The organism is Allobosea sp. GW822-FHT05A11, assembly GCF_058800455.1.
Window position 1 is genome coordinate 743,042 of the sequence record NZ_JBXAMI010000001.1, and the last position, 18,508, is coordinate 761,549.

General features: G+C 66.0%; 24 protein-coding genes. 13 read left to right on the top strand and 11 right to left on the bottom strand.

The features are described 5' to 3' along the window. Positions 1-180: 180 nt before the first annotated feature. Positions 181-1,068 carry a branched-chain amino acid aminotransferase gene (locus tag AC1RLU_RS03600; protein WP_061969474.1) on the top strand — a complete coding sequence of 296 codons (888 nt, stop codon included), beginning with the start codon at positions 181-183 and terminating at the stop codon, positions 1,066-1,068. Between the two features lie 109 nt (positions 1,069-1,177). Here the strand turns inward: AC1RLU_RS03600 and AC1RLU_RS03605 are convergent, their stop codons facing one another. The 4 genes from AC1RLU_RS03605 to uvrC form a co-directional block, all read right to left on the bottom strand. After that, entirely contained in the window at positions 1,178-1,636 is a 459-nt protein-coding gene (locus AC1RLU_RS03605; RefSeq protein ID WP_492793901.1) for a molybdenum cofactor biosynthesis protein MoaE, read from the bottom strand. A gap of 3 nt (positions 1,637-1,639) precedes the next feature. Next, on the bottom strand, positions 1,640-1,933 hold the full coding sequence (gene moaD / locus AC1RLU_RS03610) for a molybdopterin converting factor subunit 1 (RefSeq protein WP_492793903.1): 294 nt from the start codon (positions 1,931-1,933) through the stop codon (positions 1,640-1,642). Further along, on the bottom strand, positions 1,930-2,541 hold the full coding sequence (pgsA, locus tag AC1RLU_RS03615; RefSeq protein ID WP_061970249.1) for a CDP-diacylglycerol--glycerol-3-phosphate 3-phosphatidyltransferase: 612 nt from the start codon (positions 2,539-2,541) through the stop codon (positions 1,930-1,932). Before pgsA ends, moaD begins: the two co-directional genes overlap by 4 nt. A 180-nt stretch (positions 2,542-2,721) precedes the next feature. Further along, complete coding sequence (uvrC, locus tag AC1RLU_RS03620) at positions 2,722-4,842, bottom strand: excinuclease ABC subunit UvrC (RefSeq protein WP_492793905.1); 2,121 nt, start codon at positions 4,840-4,842, stop codon at positions 2,722-2,724. Between the two features lie 380 nt (positions 4,843-5,222). Between uvrC and AC1RLU_RS03625 the strand changes: the two genes are divergently transcribed. The 3 genes from AC1RLU_RS03625 (at position 5,223) to AC1RLU_RS03635 (ending at position 6,166) form a co-directional block, all read left to right on the top strand. Beyond that, positions 5,223-5,432 (top strand): cold-shock protein, encoded by a 210-nt coding sequence (locus AC1RLU_RS03625; RefSeq protein WP_061969466.1) that lies wholly within the window; start codon positions 5,223-5,225, stop codon positions 5,430-5,432. Between the two features lie 140 nt (positions 5,433-5,572). Further along, positions 5,573-5,863, top strand: coding sequence for a 30S ribosomal protein S21 (gene rpsU / locus AC1RLU_RS03630; RefSeq protein ID WP_091856290.1), 291 nt, complete (start codon positions 5,573-5,575; stop codon positions 5,861-5,863). 42 nt (positions 5,864-5,905) lie between these two features. Beyond that, complete coding sequence (locus AC1RLU_RS03635) at positions 5,906-6,166, top strand: hypothetical protein (RefSeq protein ID WP_061969462.1); 261 nt, start codon at positions 5,906-5,908, stop codon at positions 6,164-6,166. Between the two features lie 148 nt (positions 6,167-6,314). On the opposite strand, the gene AC1RLU_RS03640 is transcribed toward AC1RLU_RS03635, so the two are convergent. Beyond that, on the bottom strand, positions 6,315-6,668 hold the full coding sequence (locus AC1RLU_RS03640; RefSeq protein WP_061969460.1) for a cupin domain-containing protein: 354 nt from the start codon (positions 6,666-6,668) through the stop codon (positions 6,315-6,317). Between the two features lie 119 nt (positions 6,669-6,787). Between AC1RLU_RS03640 and AC1RLU_RS03645 the strand changes: the two genes are divergently transcribed. The 8 genes from AC1RLU_RS03645 (at position 6,788) to AC1RLU_RS03680 (ending at position 13,052) form a co-directional block, all read left to right on the top strand. Next, entirely contained in the window at positions 6,788-7,306 is a 519-nt protein-coding gene (locus AC1RLU_RS03645) for a MarR family winged helix-turn-helix transcriptional regulator (protein ID WP_492793907.1), read from the top strand. Then, the gene (locus tag AC1RLU_RS03650) at positions 7,303-7,875 is read left to right on the top strand and encodes a chloramphenicol phosphotransferase CPT family protein (protein ID WP_492793908.1); all 573 of its coding nucleotides are present in this window, start codon (positions 7,303-7,305) and stop codon (positions 7,873-7,875) included. Before AC1RLU_RS03645 ends, AC1RLU_RS03650 begins: the two co-directional genes overlap by 4 nt. A gap of 142 nt (positions 7,876-8,017) precedes the next feature. Further along, a complete protein-coding gene (curA, locus tag AC1RLU_RS03655; protein WP_492793910.1) occupies positions 8,018-9,037 on the top strand; it encodes an NADPH-dependent curcumin/dihydrocurcumin reductase in 1,020 nt (339 codons plus the stop codon). An 84-nt stretch (positions 9,038-9,121) separates the two neighbouring features. Beyond that, positions 9,122-9,976 carry a prolipoprotein diacylglyceryl transferase gene (gene lgt / locus AC1RLU_RS03660; protein WP_142112881.1) on the top strand — a complete coding sequence of 285 codons (855 nt, stop codon included), beginning with the start codon at positions 9,122-9,124 and terminating at the stop codon, positions 9,974-9,976. Beyond that, positions 9,973-11,064: a class I SAM-dependent methyltransferase gene (locus tag AC1RLU_RS03665; RefSeq protein ID WP_492793912.1), complete on the top strand. Its 1,092-nt coding sequence runs from the start codon at positions 9,973-9,975 to the stop codon at positions 11,062-11,064. Before lgt ends, AC1RLU_RS03665 begins: the two co-directional genes overlap by 4 nt. A 42-nt stretch (positions 11,065-11,106) precedes the next feature. Further along, on the top strand, positions 11,107-11,871 hold the full coding sequence (pgeF, locus tag AC1RLU_RS03670) for a peptidoglycan editing factor PgeF (protein WP_492793913.1): 765 nt from the start codon (positions 11,107-11,109) through the stop codon (positions 11,869-11,871). 155 nt (positions 11,872-12,026) lie between these two features. Further along, positions 12,027-12,296 (top strand): hypothetical protein, encoded by a 270-nt coding sequence (locus AC1RLU_RS03675; protein ID WP_492793914.1) that lies wholly within the window; start codon positions 12,027-12,029, stop codon positions 12,294-12,296. A 126-nt stretch (positions 12,297-12,422) separates the two neighbouring features. Then, on the top strand, positions 12,423-13,052 hold the full coding sequence (locus AC1RLU_RS03680; RefSeq protein WP_492793915.1) for a 2-hydroxychromene-2-carboxylate isomerase: 630 nt from the start codon (positions 12,423-12,425) through the stop codon (positions 13,050-13,052). Between the two features lie 3 nt (positions 13,053-13,055). On the opposite strand, the gene AC1RLU_RS03685 is transcribed toward AC1RLU_RS03680, so the two are convergent. Continuing rightward, entirely contained in the window at positions 13,056-13,802 is a 747-nt protein-coding gene (locus AC1RLU_RS03685; RefSeq protein ID WP_492793916.1) for an SDR family oxidoreductase, read from the bottom strand. Further along, entirely contained in the window at positions 13,795-14,610 is an 816-nt protein-coding gene (locus AC1RLU_RS03690; RefSeq protein ID WP_492793918.1) for a glycosyltransferase family 2 protein, read from the bottom strand. The genes AC1RLU_RS03685 and AC1RLU_RS03690 overlap by 8 nt, the downstream gene beginning before the upstream one ends. 373 nt (positions 14,611-14,983) lie before the next feature. Between AC1RLU_RS03690 and AC1RLU_RS03695 the strand changes: the two genes are divergently transcribed. Beyond that, positions 14,984-15,634: an outer membrane protein gene (locus AC1RLU_RS03695; RefSeq protein WP_061969443.1), complete on the top strand. Its 651-nt coding sequence runs from the start codon at positions 14,984-14,986 to the stop codon at positions 15,632-15,634. A gap of 160 nt (positions 15,635-15,794) precedes the next feature. On the opposite strand, the gene AC1RLU_RS03700 is transcribed toward AC1RLU_RS03695, so the two are convergent. The 4 genes from AC1RLU_RS03700 to AC1RLU_RS03715 form a co-directional block, all read right to left on the bottom strand. Then, entirely contained in the window at positions 15,795-16,397 is a 603-nt protein-coding gene (locus AC1RLU_RS03700) for a glutathione S-transferase (protein ID WP_061969441.1), read from the bottom strand. A 34-nt stretch (positions 16,398-16,431) separates the two neighbouring features. Continuing rightward, on the bottom strand, positions 16,432-17,283 hold the full coding sequence (locus AC1RLU_RS03705) for a 23S rRNA (adenine(2030)-N(6))-methyltransferase RlmJ (protein WP_492793920.1): 852 nt from the start codon (positions 17,281-17,283) through the stop codon (positions 16,432-16,434). 63 nt (positions 17,284-17,346) lie between these two features. Continuing rightward, positions 17,347-18,009 (bottom strand): ribonuclease T2 family protein, encoded by a 663-nt coding sequence (locus AC1RLU_RS03710; protein WP_492793921.1) that lies wholly within the window; start codon positions 18,007-18,009, stop codon positions 17,347-17,349. 16 nt (positions 18,010-18,025) lie between these two features. Beyond that, on the bottom strand, positions 18,026-18,484 hold the full coding sequence (locus AC1RLU_RS03715) for a hypothetical protein (protein ID WP_113584603.1): 459 nt from the start codon (positions 18,482-18,484) through the stop codon (positions 18,026-18,028). Positions 18,485-18,508 lie beyond the last annotated feature (24 nt).

Below are 18,508 nucleotides of genomic sequence, written 5' to 3' on the forward strand. Positions count from 1 at the left end.
GCGCCTTCCAAAAATTTGGGTCAGCCTTATTGACATATCTCAGACGCAAGATTACCGGTCAAGGGCGCTGAGCGAACGATTATTTCAAAGCGTCTCGCTGCAACGCAGCTTTAGACCCGCGCTTGCGTTCCGAAAACGGCTGTGCCGGAGTTCCGGAAACGAGCACCCAGGAGAAGGTCCATGTCAGTCATTCCTTTCGACCAGCGCGATGGCGTCATCTGGTTCGACGGCAAGCTCGTGCCGTGGAAGGATGCCCGAATTCACGTACTGACCCATGGACTGCATTACGGCTCCTGCATCTTCGAGGGCGAGCGCTCCTATGACGGCGTGATCTACAAGTGCACCGAGCACTCGCAGCGCTTCCACAAGTCGGCCGAGATCATGGATTTCACGATCCCCTATTCGGTCGCCGAGCTCGACGCGGCCAAATATCTCTGCCTGAAGGAGAACGGCCTGAAGGACGCCTATATCCGCCCGGTCGCCTGGCGCGGTTCGGAAATGATGGCTGTGTCCGGCATGAACAATTCGATCCACACCGCGATCGCCGTGTGGGAATGGCCGAGCATGTTCGACATGGCGGCGAAGCTGAAGGGCATCCGCCTCGACGTCGCCGATTACCGCCGGCCGGACCCGGCCTGCGCGCCGGTTCATGCCAAGGCTGCGGGCCTCTACATGATCTGCTCGCTCTCCAAGCACAAGGCGGAGCGCGGCGGCTATGCCGATGCGATGATGCTCGACTGGGAAGGCAATGTCGCCGAATGCACCGGCGCCAACATCTTCTTCATCAAGGACGGCGTGATCCACACCCCGCTGGCCGACCGCTTCCTGAACGGCATCACCCGTCAGTCGGTGATCGACCTCTGCCGCCAGCGCGGCTTCGAGGTGGTCGAGCGCCGCATCCGGCCGGAGGAGCTGGAGAGCTTCAACGAGTGTTTCATCACCGGCTCGGCCGCCGAGGTGACGCTGGTCTCCGAGATCGGCCCGTACAACTTCATCACCGGCAACATGGGCAAGGTGATCATGGAAGATTATTCGGCTGCGGTGCGTCCGCAGACGAAGGCGGCGTGACGCCACTCCGTCATGCCCGGGCTTGACCCGGGCATCTTGGAAACCAGTGATCTTTCGTCATGAGATTCTCGGGTCGGAGCTTTGCTCCGCCCGAGAATGACGTTGTGGCTTATTCCCACCGCCGGGCGGCGTCGTCATCCTCGCCCTTGGCTTCGACCCAGCCGCCGAGCGTGCCGACGGCATGGTGTTCGCGCTTCCAGAACGGGGCGCGGGTCTTGAGGTAGTCCATCATGAAATCGGCGGCCTCGAAGGCGGCGCGGCGGTGGGCCGAAGCCGCCAGCACCAGCACGATCTGCTCGCCTGGCCGGACCAGCCCGTAACGATGGATCGCGACGAGGCCGAGCAGCGGCCAGCGGCTGGCAGCTTCGTTAGCGACACGGGTGATCTCGGCCTCGGCCATGCCCGGATAATGCTCAAGTTCGAGCGCGGCGAGCGTGCCGGCCTCGTCGCGGCAGAGCCCGGTGAAGGAGACGACGGCGCCGATATCGGCGCGACCGGCCGACAGCGCGTCGATCTCGTCCTGAAGCGAGAAGTCCTCGTGCTGGATGCGGACGAGGGGAGAGATCACGGCCTAGCCGCCCGTCATTGGCGGGAAGAACGCGATCTCGCGGGCAGCGCCGAGCCGAGCCTGCGGCTTGGCATGGACATGGTCGAGCGCGGCACGCACGATGGTTTCGTCGGCGAAGGCCGTCTCATAACCCTCGCCGCGCGCCTTCAGCCAACGCACGAGATCGGCGATGGTGGTGAGATCGGCGGGGATGTCGAGCGTCTCCTCGGGCAGGCCGACGCGCTCGCGCACCCAGGCGAAATAGACGATGCGGACGGGCCGTGTGCCCGCCGCTGCGGTGGCGGTCGTGGTGCTCATGGCGTGCGCTCGTCCTCTGCGACGAGATGGCGGATGCCGGCGTTGAAATAGTCCCAGCCGGTATAGATCGTCAGGCCGGCAGCGGCCCAGAGCAGGACGATGCCGATCGTGGTGTTGCCGGGCAGGACCTTGTCGCCGGCCGGGCCGACGACGAGGAAGCCGAGCGCGAAGAGCTGCGCCGTCGTCTTCCACTTGGCGACCTTGCTGACGGGAACGCTGACCTTGAGATCGGCCAGGAATTCGCGAAGCCCCGAGACCAGGATCTCGCGGCAGAGGATGACGATCGCGGCCCAGAGCGTCCAGCCCTCGATCTGGCCGGTATAGACCAGCATCAGCAGCAGGGCGGCGACGAGCAGCTTGTCGGCGATCGGGTCGAGCATGCGGCCGATCGCCGATTGCTGGCTCCAGGCCCGCGCGATGTAGCCGTCGAGATAGTCGGTGATGGCGGCGAGCGTGTAGATTCCCAGCGCGAGCCAGCGCATCCAGTCGTCGCGCGGCCAGAACAGGATCGCCACCAGGGCTGGGATCGCCAGGATCCGCCCGTAGGTGAGGAGGTTGGGCAGCGACCAGGGGCCGCGCCGCCTGATGGCGTCTGGAAGAATCGTCACGGGATGCACCAAAGCAAGGCGGCGGCAGCAGCGTCAACACGCAACAGCGTGAATGTGGCAGAACTTCGCGACCACGTCGCCTTCGGACGCAGGCGTCCGAAGGCGAAAAACGTGCTCGCTCTTGATATAATGGAGCATTGCTGCTGCGAAAAACCGGTTCCCACTTTTTCGCGCAATGCTCTACGCATCATGAAAGAAATCATGCACCGCCTTGGCCGTCGCGGCATTGACGCCGGGGGTTCGCATCAGGTCGTCGAGCTTGGCGCGCTGGATCGCCTTCACCGTGCCGAAATGCAGCAGCAGCGCCCGCTTGCGTGACGGGCCGATGCCGGGGATCTCGTCGAGCGGGTTCTTCATCGTCTCGCGCTTGCGCTTGGCGCGGTGCGTGCCGATGGCGAAGCGGTGGGCTTCGTCGCGCAGGCGCTGGATGAAATAGAGCGCAGGGTCGCGCGGCTGCAGCTTGAAGGGCTCACGGCCGGCCATGTGGAAGGTCTCGCGCATGGCGTTGCGGTCTTCCCCCTTGGCGATGGCGACGAGCGGGATGTCGGAGGCACCTAGCTCCTTCATGATCTTGAGCGCGGCGGTGAACTGGCCCTTGCCGCCGTCGACGATGACGAGATCGGGACGGGAGGGGAAACCGTCCTCGTCCTTGCGGGGTTTCGGCGCCTTGCGCGCCTTCTTTGGCGGGGTCTCACCCTGGGAAGCGTCGTCAGGTGTCTCCCCGAGGGCGATCGTCACGGCTTCGTCGCCCCCTGGAGCATCCTTCGAGGCGGCCGCGTTCGCGACCCCCTCAGGATGAGGGCTCAGGGCAATGCCTTCTTCCCTCGCCAGCTTCGCGAATCGGCGCGTCAGCACCTCGCGCATCATGCCGAAATCGTCGCCAGCGATGGTGTCGGTCGAGATGTTGAAGGTGCGGTATTGGTTCTTCACGAAGCCGTCCGGCCCGGCGACGATCATGCCGCCGACGGCGTTGGTGCCCATGATGTGCGAGTTGTCGTAGACCTCGACCCGGCGCGGCGGTGTCTCCATGCCGAAGGCGGCGCCGAGCGTGGCGAGCAGGGCGGTCTGGCCGGCATTGTCGGCGAGCTTGCGCGCGAGCGCCTCGCGGGCGTTCTTGACGGCATGGGCCATCAGGTCGGCGCGTTCGCCGCGCTTGGGATGTGCGACCTCGACCTTGCGGCCGGCGCGTGCCGTGAGCGCCTGGCCGATCAACTCGATTTCCTCGACCGGATGCGAGAGTAGCACGAGGCGCGGCGGCGGCTTGTCGTCGTAGAACTGGGCGACGACGGAGGCGAGCACCTCGGCCGGCGTCAAGGAGCGATCGGCACGTGGGAAGAGGGCGCGGTTGCCCCAGTTCTGGTGGTTGCGGAAGAAGAAGATCTCGACGCAGAACTGCCCGGCCTGCTCGTCGATGGCGAAGACGTCGGCCTCCTCGACCCCTTGCGTATTGATGTCCTGCCCGGCCTGCACCGCGGAGAGCGCGGCGAGGCGGTCGCGATAGCGCGCGGCCTTCTCGAATTCGAGCTCTTCCGCGGCGACCTGCATCCGGGCGGAGAGAAGCTGTTTCACCGCGGAGGAGCGGCCGGAGAGGAAGTCGCGGGCCTGGCCGGCGAGCGCCTGATAGTCAGGAATCGAGATCTCGCCGGTGCAGGGGCCGGCGCAGCGCTTGATCTGGAAGAGCAGGCAGGGGCGCGTGCGGTTCTCGTAGAAGGAATCCGAGCAGGTGCGGATCAGGAAGGCCTTCTGCAGCGCGTCGATGGTCCGCGTCACCGCCCAGACCGAGGCGAAGGGGCCGAAATAGTCGCCCTTGCGATGGCGCGAGCCGCGATGCTTCAGGATCGCGGGAGCGTCGTGCTCGCCGCCGGTCAGGAGGATATAGGGGAACGACTTGTCGTCGCGCAGCAGCACGTTGTAGCGTGGCCGGAGCTGCTTGATCAGGTTCGATTCGAGCAGCAGGGCCTCGGTCTCGGTGCCGGTGGTGACGAACTCCATATTCGCCGTCTCGGCGATCATCCGGGCGACGGCATTGGTATGCGCCATGCCGCGGGCATAGGAGGTCACGCGGTTCTTCAGGCTCTTGGCCTTGCCGACATAGAGCACCTCGCCGGCGCGATCGAACATCCGGTAGACGCCGGGCCTGTTCGGCAGGTGCTTCGCGAATTGCTGGATGACCTCGATGCCGGCCTTGAGCGCGCCGGGAGCGGCTTCCGCGAGGACGAGCGCGGCTTCGGGCGCGGGGAGGGTGTCCTCCTCGTCCTCGAACTCGTCCTGGGGCAGATCGTCCTGGCGTTCGCGACTCATGCGCTTCTGTACTCTTGATCTCTGTATTTTCGGCCTCCATGTAGGATGCCGCAGCGGCTTCGTCATGTCAGGAGAGCGGATGCGGCGGCGCCGCCGAGGCACATCCTCGATGAAACCGGCAGCGTTTCACGATCGGCGATGGTTTCTCATCGTTGTTCGCGGCTTTTCATGCTGCGCCTTTTTCGTTTCCCGGAGCAGCCATCCCGCCGCTGATTGACATCAGGGCGGCCATGGCCTAATTGTTAATTTCGATTTAGGCCCGATGACTTGGCCATTCGCTGCTTTCGAGCGCGACATGCTGATGATTTTCTTCCTTTTATCGAACTCACTGCCGCATGTTTTCCATGGGGCTTGGATAAACATGTTTGCGGGAGGCTCATATGGCTTCTGGTTCGGTTAAGTGGTTCAACGCCACCAAGGGTTTCGGTTTCATTCAGCCTGACGATGGCGGCCAGGATGTGTTCGTTCACATCAGCGCTGTCGAGCGTGCCGGCATGCGCGATCTGCGCGAAGGCCAGAAGATCTCGTACGAGATCGTCCAGGACAAGCGTTCGGGCAAGAGCTCGGCCGACAACCTGCGGGCCGAGTAACCGCCTGGGAGGCGGAACGACGACGCTTTGAGGCGACCACGGATGTACCGGCGCCGCGACACGAAGTTTCGCACCAGCGGTTAAGTCGAAGGGTCGGGACCAACAAGCCCGGCCCTTTTGTGTTTTTGGAAAGGACAACCATGCAAGTTCTCGTTCGGGACAATAATGTCGAGCAGGCGCTCCGCGTTCTGAAGAAGAAGCTGCAGCGCGAAGGCGTGTTTCGCGAGATGAAGCAGCGCCGCGCCTATGAGAAGCCGTCCGAACGACGCGTGCGTGAGCAGGGCGAGGCGGTTCGCCGCGCCAAGAAGGCTGCCCGCAAGCAGGCGCAGCGCGAAGGCCTGCTGCCGGCGCCGAAGCGCAAGCTTCCCCTCGGCAAGGGCCGTCCCGGAGCTGGCCCCGGAGCCGGAGCACCGCGTCCTCCCTCCATCTGATCGGCGGAGACCAATTGGGGCCTGTTGAGTAAGGAGTTTCGAATGTCGAGCCGCAACATGAAGCTGGACGAGATCAAGGCTCGGGCGCAGGCGGCTTTCGAGACCACCGAGCAGCGCAAGAAGGATGCCCTTGTTGCGTGGCAGGCGCTTGAGGATCAGGCCAGCCAGACCCGCCTGAAGACCGAAAAGTTGCGGGCCCTGCGCCTTGCCCGGGATGCCGAGGAGGCTGCGGCCAAGGCGGCTGCCTCACGCAGCGAGGCGGCGACAAAGCGGCCGCGCAAGGCCGCTGCGAAATCTCTCTGAAGCTTCGCTGATGATGACCAAGGGCAGGCGCCACGATGCGCCGCCCTTGCATTTCGTACGCCACCGCGATCGCGTATTGCGCCCTTAGGGCGGCGCGGCGTCGTCAGCCGGCGCAATTCGTTTCGCACAACGGCAGTTCTGTGCGCGCTCAGGCGGCAGCTCCTTCCCCGACCCAATCCTGAACGATAGCGTCGTTGGCGTGGATGCAGATGAGCTCCAGCCTTCCCGAGCCGATATTGACGAATTTGTGAGGGATTCCGGCCGGGCCGACCACGATTGCCCCCGCGCCGGCCCGCAGCTTTTCCCGGCCGACCGTGAATTCCGCCTCGCCGGACCGGATCACCCAGGTTTCCGAATACGGATGGACATGCAGGCCCGGCCCCTGGCCCGGCTCGTTGTCGACCAGGAAGAACGAGACCTGCGAGCCATAGCCGCCGCCCTCGAATTTCGCTGTCCGGCTCGTGCCGCTGCGCAGGATGTCGCTGTCGATCGCCGTCGTCATCACCATCTCCTCCAAATTATCTTTGTGCTAAGATAATTATCTGAAACTATCTTCATGTCAAGATATCTCTTGGCGCGAAGCCGGCTGTGAGGCAGAGGGGGGATGGGAAAGGGCAGGCGATGACGAAGATGGATCATGTCGAGCGGGTCAGGGCGCAATGGGCCCGCGAATTGCCGGACCTCGATACGACGCCCACCGCGATCCTGGGGCGGGCTTATCGGCTGTCCAATCTCGTGCGGCCGAGCATCGAGGAGACCTTCGCCGGGTTCGGCCTCGATCGTGGCGAATTCGACGTCATCAGCACCTTGCGCCGCAGCGGGCCGCCTTATCGACTGACGCCGACAGCGCTCTATCGCTTCCTGATGATCACCTCCGGCGGGCTGACGCACCGGCTGGGGCGGCTGGAGAAAGCCGGGCTGATCCGCCGCGAGAAATCGGCGGAGGACGGGCGCAGCCTCCTCGTCGTCCTGACCGAGCTGGGCTTCCGGCGGGCCGAGGAAGCGCTGCGCGCCGACATGGCGAGCGAGGCGCAGTTCCTCGCAAGTCTCGACCCGGCCAAGCGAGCGGCCTTGGCGGAACTTCTGAAGGAGCTTCTGGCGACGCTCGAAACCGAAGCACCGCCGGAGCGGGAAGAATGACCGCTGCCGGATCCGGCCAGATCATCCTGCTCAACGGCGCGTCGAGCAGCGGCAAGTCCTCGCTGGCGCGCGCCATACAGGCGCGGATCGACCAGCCGTTCTGGCATATCTCGATCGACCATCTCCGCGATTCCGGCGTGCTGCCGAGCGCCCGGATCAAGAGCGGGGAATTCGACTGGCGGACTATGCGAGAAGCCTTCTTCCACGGCTTCGAACGCTCGCTCGCCGCCTATGTCGCGGCTGGCAACGACCTCGTCGTCGAGCACATCATGGAAAGCGAGGCCTGGCTCCTGCGGCTCGTCGACACGCTCGCCGGGCATGACGTCTTCTTCGTCGGTGTGCATTGCCCGCTCGAAGAACTCGAACGGCGCGAGCGGGAACGGGGCGACAGGCCGCTCGGCGATGCCCGGCGCGACTTCCACCGCATCCATTCCTACTGCCTCTACGATGCCGAGGTGGATGCGATGCAGGACAAGGAGGCCAATGCCGACGCGGTCATCGCCGCATGGCAGGCGCGGATGCGGCCCTCTGCCTTCGACCGGTTGCGCGAGCGCCACAGCCGCGGCTGAGCGAAGCCCGGCTCACCGATTGCCATGTCATCGACGCGCCCGCGCCGGCTGCGAATGCAGGGCGAGGGGACTGCCCTCCGTCTCAGGCTGCGCCAATATGATTGAGACAGGCTCGCGCCGATATCACCGAGGATCGAAACCCATGTCCCAGTCCGACAGCGCTCGAATCGTTCTCGCCTCCCGTCCGGAAGGCCGCCCCGCCCCGCAGAACTTCCGGCTTGAGCACGTCGCCATCCCGGCGATGGGCGACGGGCAGGTGCTGCTCAAAATCCTCTATCTCTCGCTCGACCCCTATATGCGCGGACGGATGAGCGCGGCGAAATCCTATGCTGCCGCCACCGAGATCGGGCAGCCGATGGAGGGCGGGACCGTCGGCGAGGTGATCGAGAGCCGAGATTCCGCCTTCAAGCCCGGCGATATCGTTCTCTCCCATTCCGGCTGGCAGTCGCATGCGGTCGCGAACGCCGCGCAACTGCGCAAGCTCGACCCGAAAGCTGCGCCGCTGACGACGGCGCTCGGCGTGCTCGGCATGCCAGGCTTCACCGCCTATGCCGGCCTGCTCACCATCGGCCAGCCCAAGCCGGGCGAGACGGTCGTCGTCGCGGCGGCGAGCGGGCCGGTCGGCTCGGCGGTCGGGCAGATCGCGCGGATCAAGGGCGCGCGGGCGGTGGGCATTGCCGGCGGCCCCGAGAAATGCGCCTTCGTGCGCGATACCTTCGGTTTCGACGCCGTGATCGACCATCGCGATCCCGATATGGCGGCCAAGCTCGCGGCGGCCTGCCCCGATGGCATCGACGTCTATTTCGAGAATGTCGGCGGCCATGTCTGGGATGCGGTCTTCCCGCTGCTCAATACGTTCGCACGCATCCCGGTCTGCGGCCTCGTGGCGCAATACAATGCCAGCGGCGCGTTTCCCGGGCCGGACCGGCTGCCGGGGATGATGCGCGACGTCCTGTCGAAGAGCCTGACGATCCGCGGCTTCATCCAGCGCGAATTCGCCGCCGCGCAGGCGCCGACCTTCCGGGAGGAGATGGCGCGCTGGATCGCGGAGGGCGCGGTCAAGTACAAGGAAGACATCGTTGCGGGCCTGGAGAACGCGCCCGAGGCCTTCATCGGCCTGCTGGAGGGCCGGAATTTCGGCAAGCTGATCGTCAAGCTCTGAGCGAGGGCGCCACGCGCCAGCCTTTTTCCTTGACCATTGAGCGGGCGCGCGGCCATCTCGCCGCGCCCGCCGCCGGACCTCGCCATGCCCGTCTTTGCCATTCCCTTCCCGATGATCGACCCCGTCGCGGTGCAGCTCGGGCCGCTGGCGATCAAATGGTACGGGCTTGCCTATGTCGTCGGGCTGCTCGGCGGCTGGTGGTATGCGCGCAAGCTCGTGGCCTCGGACTGGCTCTGGGCCGGGCGGGCTCGGCCTCAAGCCGTCGAACTCGACGATATGCTGCTCTTCGTCGCCTTCGGCGTGGTGCTCGGCGGACGCACCGGATTCGTGCTGTTCTACGATCTGCCACGCTATCTCGAGCGGCCGCAGGACATCCTGGCGATCTGGCAGGGCGGCATGTCCTTTCATGGCGGCCTGATCGGCGCGACGCTGGGCCTGTGGCTCTTCGCCAGGCGGCGTGGCTATCCGGCCCTGTCGGTCTTTGACCTCGCTGCCGCGGTGGTGCCGATCGGGCTCCTGCTCGGGCGCATCGCCAATTTCATCAATGGCGAGCTCTGGGGCCGTCCGGCGCCCGATTTCCCTTATGCCATGGTCTTCCCGAATGGCGGGCCGCTGCCGCGCCATCCGAGCCAGCTCTACGAGGCCTTCGCCGAGGGGCTCCTGCTCTTCGTGCTGGTCAACCTGCTGGTCCGCTTCGGCGGCTTCAGGCGGCCGGGCCTGGTCGCCGGCGTCTTCGGCATGGGCTACGCGGTCGCCCGCATCGTCTGCGAGTTCTTCCGCGAGCCCGATCCGCAGCTCGGCTTCCTGTTCGGCACGTCGGTCGATGCGCTCTCGGGCGGCATCACCATGGGCATGCTGCTGTCGCTGCCGGTGTTCTTCGCCGGCCTGTGGCTGGTGCTGCGCAGCCGGCGCGAGACGCCCGGCGAGGCGCGGGCGTGACCACGCTCAAGGCCGAGATCATCGACCTGATCCGGCAGGAGGGGCCGATCGGCATCGGCCGCTACATGGCGCTGGCGCTCGGCCATCCCCGCCACGGCTACTACATGACGCGCGACCCTCTGGGGACTGAGGGCGATTTCACCACGGCGCCCGAGATCAGCCAGATGTTCGGCGAGCTGGTCGGGCTATGGGCTGCCCATGCCTGGCAGGCGATGGGCGCGCCGGCGCGGTTCCGGCTCGTCGAGCTCGGGCCGGGACGCGGCACGCTGATGGCCGACATGCTCCGGGCGACGCGGATCGTGTCGGGCTTCCATGCGGCGCTCTCGGTGCATCTCGTCGAGACCAGCCCGGTCCTGCGTGCCCGGCAGGCGGCGACGCTCAAGGATTTCGAGCCGGTCTGGCACGATGCGATTGCCGGCGCCCTCGAAGGCCCGGTGGCCGTGATCGCCAACGAGTTCCTCGACGCCTTGCCGCTCGACCAGTTCGTGATGACCCCGGAGGGGTGGCGCGAGCGGCTGGTCGGGCTTGGCGATGACGGAGAACTCACCTTCGGTCTGGCTGCTGTCGGCGAAGGCACCCTGAAGGTCGCTGCAGCTGCCGGCTCCGTATTCGAGCAGCCTGCCATCGCCCTCGACATCGTCACGCAGCTTGCCGGTCATCTGGCATCGCAAGGCGGGGTGGCTCTGTTCGTCGACTACGGTTCGGCGCGCTCGGGGTTCGGCGATACGCTGCAGGCCATGAAGCGGCATGAATTCGTCGATCCGCTCGCTGAGCCCGGCGAGGCGGACCTGACAGTCCATGTCGATTTCGAGCGCATAGGGCAGGCGGCGTTCAAGGCCGGTGCCGCCTTGCACGGGCCGGCGACGCAACGCGATTTCCTGCTGGCGCTGGGGCTGCCGCAGCGGGCGCAGGCGCTGTCGCTCAAGGCGGACGCCGAGCAGCGGGTGGCCATTTCCGCCGCCTTCGACCGCCTGATCGCTCCGGGCGAGACCGGCATGGGCGATTTGTTCAAGGTTCTCGCGCTATCGCAGCGGAACCTGCCGCCCCTGCCCGGATTTGACCTTCATCGGCTGCCAGATCAGGGCTGACCTCAGCGGAGCCTCGCGGCCTCGCACCAACCGGACGAGATCATGTTCATCACCGCCCGCGAACTCGCCGGAGAAGCCGGTATCCGACACGCCTTCTTCACCCGCGAAGGCGGCGCCTCGACCGGCATCTATGCCTCGCTCAATGGCGGGCTCGGTTCCGCCGACGACCCGGCGGCGATTGTCGAGAATCGGGCGCGGATTGCGCGCCATCTCGAAGTCGCGCCGGAGAACCTGATCAGCCTCTACCAGGTCCATTCCGCCGATGTGGAGGTGGTGACCGGTCCCTGGCCGGGCGAGCGCCCCAAGGCCGACGCGATGGTGACCACCGCCTCCCACGTCGCACTCGGCGTCTCCACCGCCGATTGCGGCCCGATTCTCTTCGCCGATGGCGAGGCGCGGGTGATCGGCGCGGCTCATTCCGGCTGGAAGGGCGCCTTCACGGGCATCGTCGGCGCGACCGTGACGGCGATGGAAAAGCTCGGCGCAAGGCGCGAGCGCATCACCGCCGTGCTCGGTCCGACGATCAGCGCCAAGGCTTATGAAGTCGGGCCGGAGTTCATCGAACGCTTCAAGGCCGAGAACCGGACCTATTCCCGCTTCTTCAGCCCGTCCGAGCGCGCTGCGCATGCGATGTTCGACCTGCCGGCCTTCATCGGGCTCAAGGCGCAGGAGGCGGGGATCGGCCGATTCGTCGATATGGGCCTGTGCACCTATGGCGACGAGCGTCGATTCTTCAGCTACCGGCGCACGACCCATCGCGGCGAGCCCGATTACGGGCGCCTGATCGCGGCCATCACCCTCGACTGAGCAGATTGCGGTTGATGGCGTGGCGCGACGGCTTGTCGCACCGCGCCGACCGGGGCATCGTTCCCTCGGGCCGTGGGGAACGCATCGCTTCCTCCTGCGTCATATGTCGTTCGGGCGGTGCATTGAGATGCGGGGCCGACATGGAACAAATCCTGATGAACCTGATCGCTGGTGCGATCGGCGGTAATGCGGCCGGCAAGGCCAGCCCGAGCTTCGATCTCGGGACGATCGGCAACACGATTTCGGGCATCGTCGGCGGCGGCGTGCTCGGACAACTGATCCCGATCGTGCTGCCGGCGATCAGCGCTGCGGCGCAAGGCGGCAATCTGAGCATCGGCGGCATCCTGACCAACCTGATCGCGGGCGGCGCCGGCGGGGCGGTCCTGACCGCGATCATCGGCGCGTTGAAGAACAAGGCCGCCTGACCAGCTTCTGCGTAAAGGCCCGACTCCTTGCGGAGCCGGGCTGCGCATGACGCGCGGCCGGGACCTTGCGCGATGGCTCGGATGGCGGCGATGCTTGCGCCTCCAGCAGCAGCCTGCGAGGCAGTCTTGTCCCGGTCCATCACCTATTACTTCTCGCTGCATTCGCCGTGGACCTATCTCGGCAACGCGACCTTTCATGAGATCGCCCGCCGGCATGGCTGCGCGATCGACTACCGCCCGATGCCGTTGCGCTCGGTGTTCGACGAGACGGGTGGGTTGCCCTTGCCGAAGCGGCACCCCGTGCGGCAGCGCTACCGGCTGCTCGATCTCCAGCGCTGGCGCGCGGCGCGGGGTTTGCCGCTCCTGCTGCAACCGAAGCATTTTCCCTTCGACCCGTCGCAGGCCGACCGGATGGCGATCGCGATCGTCGCGTCCGGTGGCGACCCGCTGGCCTTCATCGGCGACGTGATGGCTGGCCTTTGGGCGCGCGACGAGGATATGAGCCAGCCCGAGGCGCTGCTCGCCTGTGCGTCGCGCGCCGGTCTCGATGGGCTGGCGTTGCTCGCGGCTGCGGATTCTCCCGCGATCAGGCAACGCTATGAGGAGACGCTGGGCCAGGCTGTCGAAGCCGGCGTATTCGGCGCGCCGAGCTATGTGCTCGATGGCGAGGTGTTCTGGGGACAGGACCGGCTCGAGTTGCTCGATTCGGCGCTCGCGAGCGGCCGGACACCCTATCGCTCGGATGGCGCCGTCTGAGAATCAGCCGACGATGTCGGGCGTGCGCCAGCCGAGGTGCTGGCCGGCATCGACGGCGATCATCTGGCCGGTCACGGAATCGGCGCGGGCGAGGTAGAGCACGGCTTCGGCGATCTCGTCGGGCATGACGCGATGCCCGAGCAGGGTTCCTGCGGCTTCCTGATCGAGCAGGTCCGCACCGTCATAATGATTGGGGAAGGTCGGGCCGGGGCCGACGGCGTTGACGCGAATGCGCGGAGCCAGCGCCTGTGCCAGCGTCCGGGTCGCGGTGAGCAGGGCGGCCTTGGACAAGGTGTAGGAGTAATATTGCGGTGTCAGCTTCCAGACGCGCTGGTCGACGATATTGACGACCGCGCCGTTCAGATCGGCGGGCAGGCGCTCCGCCATGATGCCGACCAATTGAGAGGGCGCGCGCAGGTTGATGGAGAACTGACGGTTCCACGTCGCGATATCGAGCGAACGGACATCGTCGGCAACGAAGCTCGCGGCGTTGTTGACTAGGAGCGTGACCGGGCCGAGCGCCTTTTCCGCCGCGGGAATCAGGGTTGCGACGGCGGTGGGATCGACGAGATCGGCCGTCAGAAGGCAGGCCTTGGCGCCGCCGGCCTCGAGCTTTCCCAGCAAGGCTTCGGCGTCCTGCCGGCTGTCACCGTGATGGATCGCGACCGCATAGCCGGCTTCGGCCAGCTTCTCGACAATGGCGCGGCCGATTCGCCGGGCGCCGCCGGTGACCAGTGCGACCTCAACCATCGCGGCCGTCACGATTCGCGGGGGGCGGAGCCGCCTGGGCAGAGGCACGTCGTTGCAGGCGGCGTTCCCAATGCTTGGCGACGCGCAGATAGCGATAGAAGGCGTAGTTCATCGCCGTCATGAAACCGTAGATGCCGCGCAATGCATGACGGCGCCCAATATAGGCCTTGAGGAAATTGGCGGGGAATTCGGCGACCAGCCGGAAGACGGACAGGGTACCGCCGCGCGCGTCGAGATCGTCGGCCTGCGCATCGCTATAGGCATTGAGCTTGTCCATCTGCTCGCCCAGCGAGCGAACGGAGAAATGATGCACGGTTCCGCGCAGGCGCCCGACCTGCGCATCCGGCGCAAGATCGACCCGATCATGCACGGGCGAGGCCGAATAGCGGCCCTTGTTCTTGCGGTAGAGACGCACGGGCGCAAGCGCATAGGCGAATCGGTGCGGCGCGCCTTCTCCCGGAAAGATCTCGGCGATTCTCAGCTTGTAGGCGTCCTTCGGCGGCGATCCGTTCGCGAAGAGCGCGACGATCTCCGCTGCCAGATCGGGTGGCACGACCTCGTCGGCATCGAGGTTGAGCAGCCAGTCATGACGGCATTGCTCTTCGGCGAAACGCTTTTGTTGGCCGTAGCCCGGCCAGGCATTGAAGATGACGCGGGCTCCGCGCGCTTCAGCGAGCGCCTGCGTGCCGTCGGTCGAGCCGGAATCGACGACCACGATGTCGTCGCTCAACGTCTGCGCCGCTTCGATCGTCCGGCCGATCCGGTCCGCTTCGTTCTGGGCGATGATGAAAATCGAGAGAGGCGGCACGGTCTTCTTCGGTTCCTGTCGTCTCAAGGCTTAAGCATGCTCGGGCCTGAGCGGCAAGACAGGCTGAAAAATGCGCAATAGGCAGTGGAACCTTGGGAAAACCACCGCGTTTTTAGGCCGGGCCATGTGCCTGAGCCAGCGAGCGATCGGATTGTTATTAGTATTCGATTTACCATAATGGCTAGTCACTGGCTGGTTAACTCGGATTTACCTATTTGCGTTCAGTTATCGTATTCGTGCCGCATTTCTGCCGCGGTCTGCAAGGCAGATGTGCTTCCGATGCAACAGACAAAGCGCGCTCCCGGTCTTATAACGGGTTCATCGAAATCAACCGCCGGGTTTTCCGGCGTCAGCGACGACTAAGGAGTTTGTCATGAAGAAGTATCTGCTTGCGAGCGTTGCCGCGCTCGGCCTCGTCGCCGCTGGCGCCGCTTCGGCCGCCGACCTGCCGTCCCGCAAGGGCCCGATTGCCGCTCCGGTCTACATGCCGCCGGCTTTCACCTGGACCGGTTTCTACGTCGGTGCCAACGCCGGCTACGGCTGGGGTAACGTGAACGCTGGCGGCTTCGCCAACGTTGGCGATCTCGACGGCTTCGTCGGCGGTGGCCAGATCGGCTACAACTACCAGATGGGCCAGTTCGTCGTCGGTCTCGAAGCCGACCTGCAGGCTGCTGACCTCAGCAGCGGCAACAACCTCGGCCTCGTCGGCGTCAAGACCGATTACTTCGGCACCGTCCGTGCTCGCGTCGGCGTCGCCTTCGACCGGTTCATGCCCTACATCACCGGTGGTTGGGCCTACGGCAACGTGAAGACCTCGATCCCGGCGATCGGCTTCTCGACGGATCGCAGCCACACCGGCGGCTTCGCCGTCGGCGGCGGTCTCGAGTATGCCGTCACCAACAACATCATCGCCGGCGTCGAGTACCTCTACGTCGACCTGGGCGAGAAGAACCTCCTCGGTGGCGGCACCAAGGTCGGCACCGACTTCTCGGTCGTCCGCGCCCGCCTCAGCTACAAGTTCTGATCCTCTCCTTCCGGAGACAGAACGGACCCGGTGGCCTCGGCCACCGGGTTTTTTTGTTGCCTGGATGCCGGGGCCTCCAGGTGGCAGGACATAAAAAAGCCGGCGACCAGAGTCGCCGGCTTTACAGTTTAGGGGTTGACGCTGCGCGCCGCCGTTTCGATCAGCCCTTGAAGCGGGTCGTCTCGAAAGCGGGGACGCGGGCGGCGAAATCGTCGAGCCAGGCAACGAGCTTCGGATGATCGGCTCGCCATTTGCCCTCGAAGCGCAGGTCGAGATAGCCCAGCGCGCAGGCGAGGGCGATCTCGCCGATGCGGGGGCGATCGGCGAAGACGGGCGGCGCGGCTTCGAGCGCTTCCAGCCCGCGCGCGACCTTGCCGTCCTGATGCGCGACCCAGTTGGCGTTGCGGCCTTCCTCCGGCCGGAAGCGCCCTTCATAGACCTTGAGTAGCGCGGCGTCGCAGATGCCGTCGGCCAGAGCCTGCAGCCGCAACTGGGCGAAGCGCGCCTCGCCGCCCGGGATGAGCCTGCCGCCACTGAGATGGTCGAGATAATCGACGATGACGCGGGAATCGAACAGCGTCGTGCCATCCTCCAGCACCAGCGTCGGGATCTTGCCGAGAGGGTTCTGCCGGCGCAGCGCCTCGGCCGGGTCGGTGGTGTCGGCCGGGACGATCTCGATGCGGTCCATCAGCCCGAGTTCGAGAGCCGCCATCTTGACCTTGCGGCCGAACGGGGAGGCGGGGGAGGAGCGCAGGACGAGCATCGGCGAAATCCTTGATGCGGAGCGGGGAGAGCGATCAGCCGTCGGGGCGGATCGTCTCGCAGTGATAGCGCGGCCGCGCGCCCTGGGCGAGCCGTTCGGTCAGTGCCGGCAGCAGCGTTTCCGCCTCCTCGGCCAGCCGCCAGGGCGGGTTGACGACCAGCAGGCCGGTGGCACTGAGGCCGCCTGCCGCTTCCGGGCGGTCGACATCGATCTCCAGGCGCAGGAGCCGGCCGATGCCGGCATCATCGATGGCATCCATGAGGGATTCGACGCCGTTGCCGCCCTTGATCGGATACCAGAGCGCATAGATCCCGGTCGGCCATTTGCGGTGCGCCGCGATGAATTGTGCGGCGAGCGTGGCGAATTCGTCCTTCTCCTCGAAAGGCGGATCGATCAGGACGAGGCCGCGGCGTTCCTTCGGCGGAATATTGGCTCGCAGCGCCGTCCAGCCGTCGATGGCGAGCGGCCTGCAGCGCTGGTCGTACCCGATGGCTTCGGTCAGCTTGCGATAGGTCGAGGGATGAAGCTCGGCCGCGACCAGCCGGTCGTCCGGCCGCATCGCATGGCGGCAGAGCCAGGGCGAGCCGGGATAGGCGCCGGAGCCATAGAGGGCGCGGGCGCCTTCCAGCGCGGCGCGATAGGGCACGAGCAGGGCTTCGACCGCGGGAGACAGGGGCGAGCGATCGATCCGCGCGACGCCGTCCTTCCATTCATGCGTCCTGAGCGCCTCTTCCGAATCGAGATCGTAGCGGCCGCTCCCGGCATGGGTGTCGATGATGCGGTAGGGCGTCGGCTTGGCGTTGAGATGCAGCAGGATGCGGGTCAGCACGACATGCTTCAGCACATCGGCGAAGTTTCCAGCGTGGAAGCCATGGCGATAGTTCATGCCGCCGTTGGTAGAGGAAGCCGCGCTGGACCGAAAGCGGCAAAGTCTTGCCGTATCCCGCTTTCAGCGCGGGCCGACGACCGTGAATTCCCGGGCGCGGCAGCCGGAGCGGTCAACCTGCTGGCAGGTGCGGAAGTCGCGGAGATCCCGGGTGAAGCAGATCTTGACCTCCTGGAGAACGCCGCGCTTGCAGGCCACCGACATCATGTCCGGGCGGAGGCCCGGATTGGCGGCGGCGAAGGCGCGTTCGAGATCGATCGCGGTCCAGCTCTGGTCGCGGTCCGCCTTGGCCAGGGCCGGTGGGATCACGACCTTCTCGCGGGCGCGGCGGACATCGCGAAAATAGTCGTTCGGGCTCGAGCCCGTGCAGGTACCGTGCTTGCGCCACTGGTAGCGGGCGAGCCCCTCGGTCGGGAACAGGCCTTCCGCTTGTTCCATCGCGATCCGGGAAGGCGATCGTCCGGCCGGGCCGCAATCGCTAGGATAGCCGCGCTCGTTCTGTGGCCAGAGGCCGTGCACGACGAAGCGCAGGCCGGAGCCCTCGCCGCATTGCTCGCGATTGCGCGTGCGGTCGCCGTCGAGTTCGCAGAAGCCCGGCGACCAGGACAGCGCCAGGACGTAGAAATCGAAATCGCCGGGCGCAGCGCTGCGTTGGCCGAAGCCTTGCGCATGGCCCGCGGCGGTGAAGCCGAACACCGCCAGGCCCGCGACCAACAGCCGCTTCATCATCGGATCGCCTGGGTTACGGGCGCGCCATCTTGCAGTCGGGTGCATAGGAACGCTGCCGGTCGAGGCCGTTGACGCACCAGTTGACGTTCCAGGTCATGCCGAAGAGGCCGAGAGACTCGCGCACGGAATAATCGACGCGGCGGAACTTGCCGTCGTTCAACAGGACGCGGCCACTGCAGAAGCGCCGCGGGATGAAGTCGGCGCCCCAGCTGCGATAGCCGATCTGCGAAACGCGATCGTAGGACAGCGCCTGGAGCGGGCCCCAATAGGTGTCCTCGCGGGAATTGAAGCGGCTGGTGACTTCACCGAGCACGGCGGGGTCGTCACAGCCGGGGAGGTTGCCGTACATCGCGAAGGTGCGGTTCTCCGCGCGGTCCGCAGGATGGACGAAGCGGCCGTTCGCTGCGCTGGCCGCGAAGCCCGCGATGCAGGCGATGGAAACAAGGGCGGTTCGCAGCAGGGCGCGGCGCATCGAATCAGGCCTCGTATGGGAGGG

What these genes read in the sequence shown, in the direction of transcription:
- AC1RLU_RS03600 (WP_061969474.1), top strand. Translation starts at nt 181, where the DNA reads ATGTCAGTCATTCCTTTCGACCAGCGCGATGGCGTCATCTGGTTCGAC.
- moaD (WP_492793903.1), bottom strand. Translation starts at nt 1,933, where the DNA reads ATGAGCACCACGACCGCCACCGCAGCGGCGGGCACACGGCCCGTCCGC.
- uvrC (WP_492793905.1), bottom strand. Translation starts at nt 4,842, where the DNA reads ATGAGTCGCGAACGCCAGGACGATCTGCCCCAGGACGAGTTCGAGGAC.
- AC1RLU_RS03625 (WP_061969466.1), top strand. Translation starts at nt 5,223, where the DNA reads ATGGCTTCTGGTTCGGTTAAGTGGTTCAACGCCACCAAGGGTTTCGGT.
- rpsU (WP_091856290.1), top strand. Translation starts at nt 5,573, where the DNA reads ATGCAAGTTCTCGTTCGGGACAATAATGTCGAGCAGGCGCTCCGCGTT.
- AC1RLU_RS03635 (WP_061969462.1), top strand. Translation starts at nt 5,906, where the DNA reads ATGTCGAGCCGCAACATGAAGCTGGACGAGATCAAGGCTCGGGCGCAG.
- AC1RLU_RS03640 (WP_061969460.1), bottom strand. Translation starts at nt 6,668, where the DNA reads ATGACGACGGCGATCGACAGCGACATCCTGCGCAGCGGCACGAGCCGG.
- AC1RLU_RS03645 (WP_492793907.1), top strand. Translation starts at nt 6,788, where the DNA reads ATGACGAAGATGGATCATGTCGAGCGGGTCAGGGCGCAATGGGCCCGC.
- AC1RLU_RS03650 (WP_492793908.1), top strand. Translation starts at nt 7,303, where the DNA reads ATGACCGCTGCCGGATCCGGCCAGATCATCCTGCTCAACGGCGCGTCG.
- curA (WP_492793910.1), top strand. Translation starts at nt 8,018, where the DNA reads ATGTCCCAGTCCGACAGCGCTCGAATCGTTCTCGCCTCCCGTCCGGAA.
- lgt (WP_142112881.1), top strand. Translation starts at nt 9,122, where the DNA reads ATGCCCGTCTTTGCCATTCCCTTCCCGATGATCGACCCCGTCGCGGTG.
- pgeF (WP_492793913.1), top strand. Translation starts at nt 11,107, where the DNA reads ATGTTCATCACCGCCCGCGAACTCGCCGGAGAAGCCGGTATCCGACAC.
- AC1RLU_RS03675 (WP_492793914.1), top strand. Translation starts at nt 12,027, where the DNA reads ATGAACCTGATCGCTGGTGCGATCGGCGGTAATGCGGCCGGCAAGGCC.
- AC1RLU_RS03685 (WP_492793916.1), bottom strand. Translation starts at nt 13,802, where the DNA reads ATGGTTGAGGTCGCACTGGTCACCGGCGGCGCCCGGCGAATCGGCCGC.
- AC1RLU_RS03695 (WP_061969443.1), top strand. Translation starts at nt 14,984, where the DNA reads ATGAAGAAGTATCTGCTTGCGAGCGTTGCCGCGCTCGGCCTCGTCGCC.
- AC1RLU_RS03700 (WP_061969441.1), bottom strand. Translation starts at nt 16,397, where the DNA reads ATGCTCGTCCTGCGCTCCTCCCCCGCCTCCCCGTTCGGCCGCAAGGTC.
- AC1RLU_RS03705 (WP_492793920.1), bottom strand. Translation starts at nt 17,283, where the DNA reads ATGAACTATCGCCATGGCTTCCACGCTGGAAACTTCGCCGATGTGCTG.
- AC1RLU_RS03710 (WP_492793921.1), bottom strand. Translation starts at nt 18,009, where the DNA reads ATGAAGCGGCTGTTGGTCGCGGGCCTGGCGGTGTTCGGCTTCACCGCC.
- AC1RLU_RS03715 (WP_113584603.1), bottom strand. Translation starts at nt 18,484, where the DNA reads ATGCGCCGCGCCCTGCTGCGAACCGCCCTTGTTTCCATCGCCTGCATC.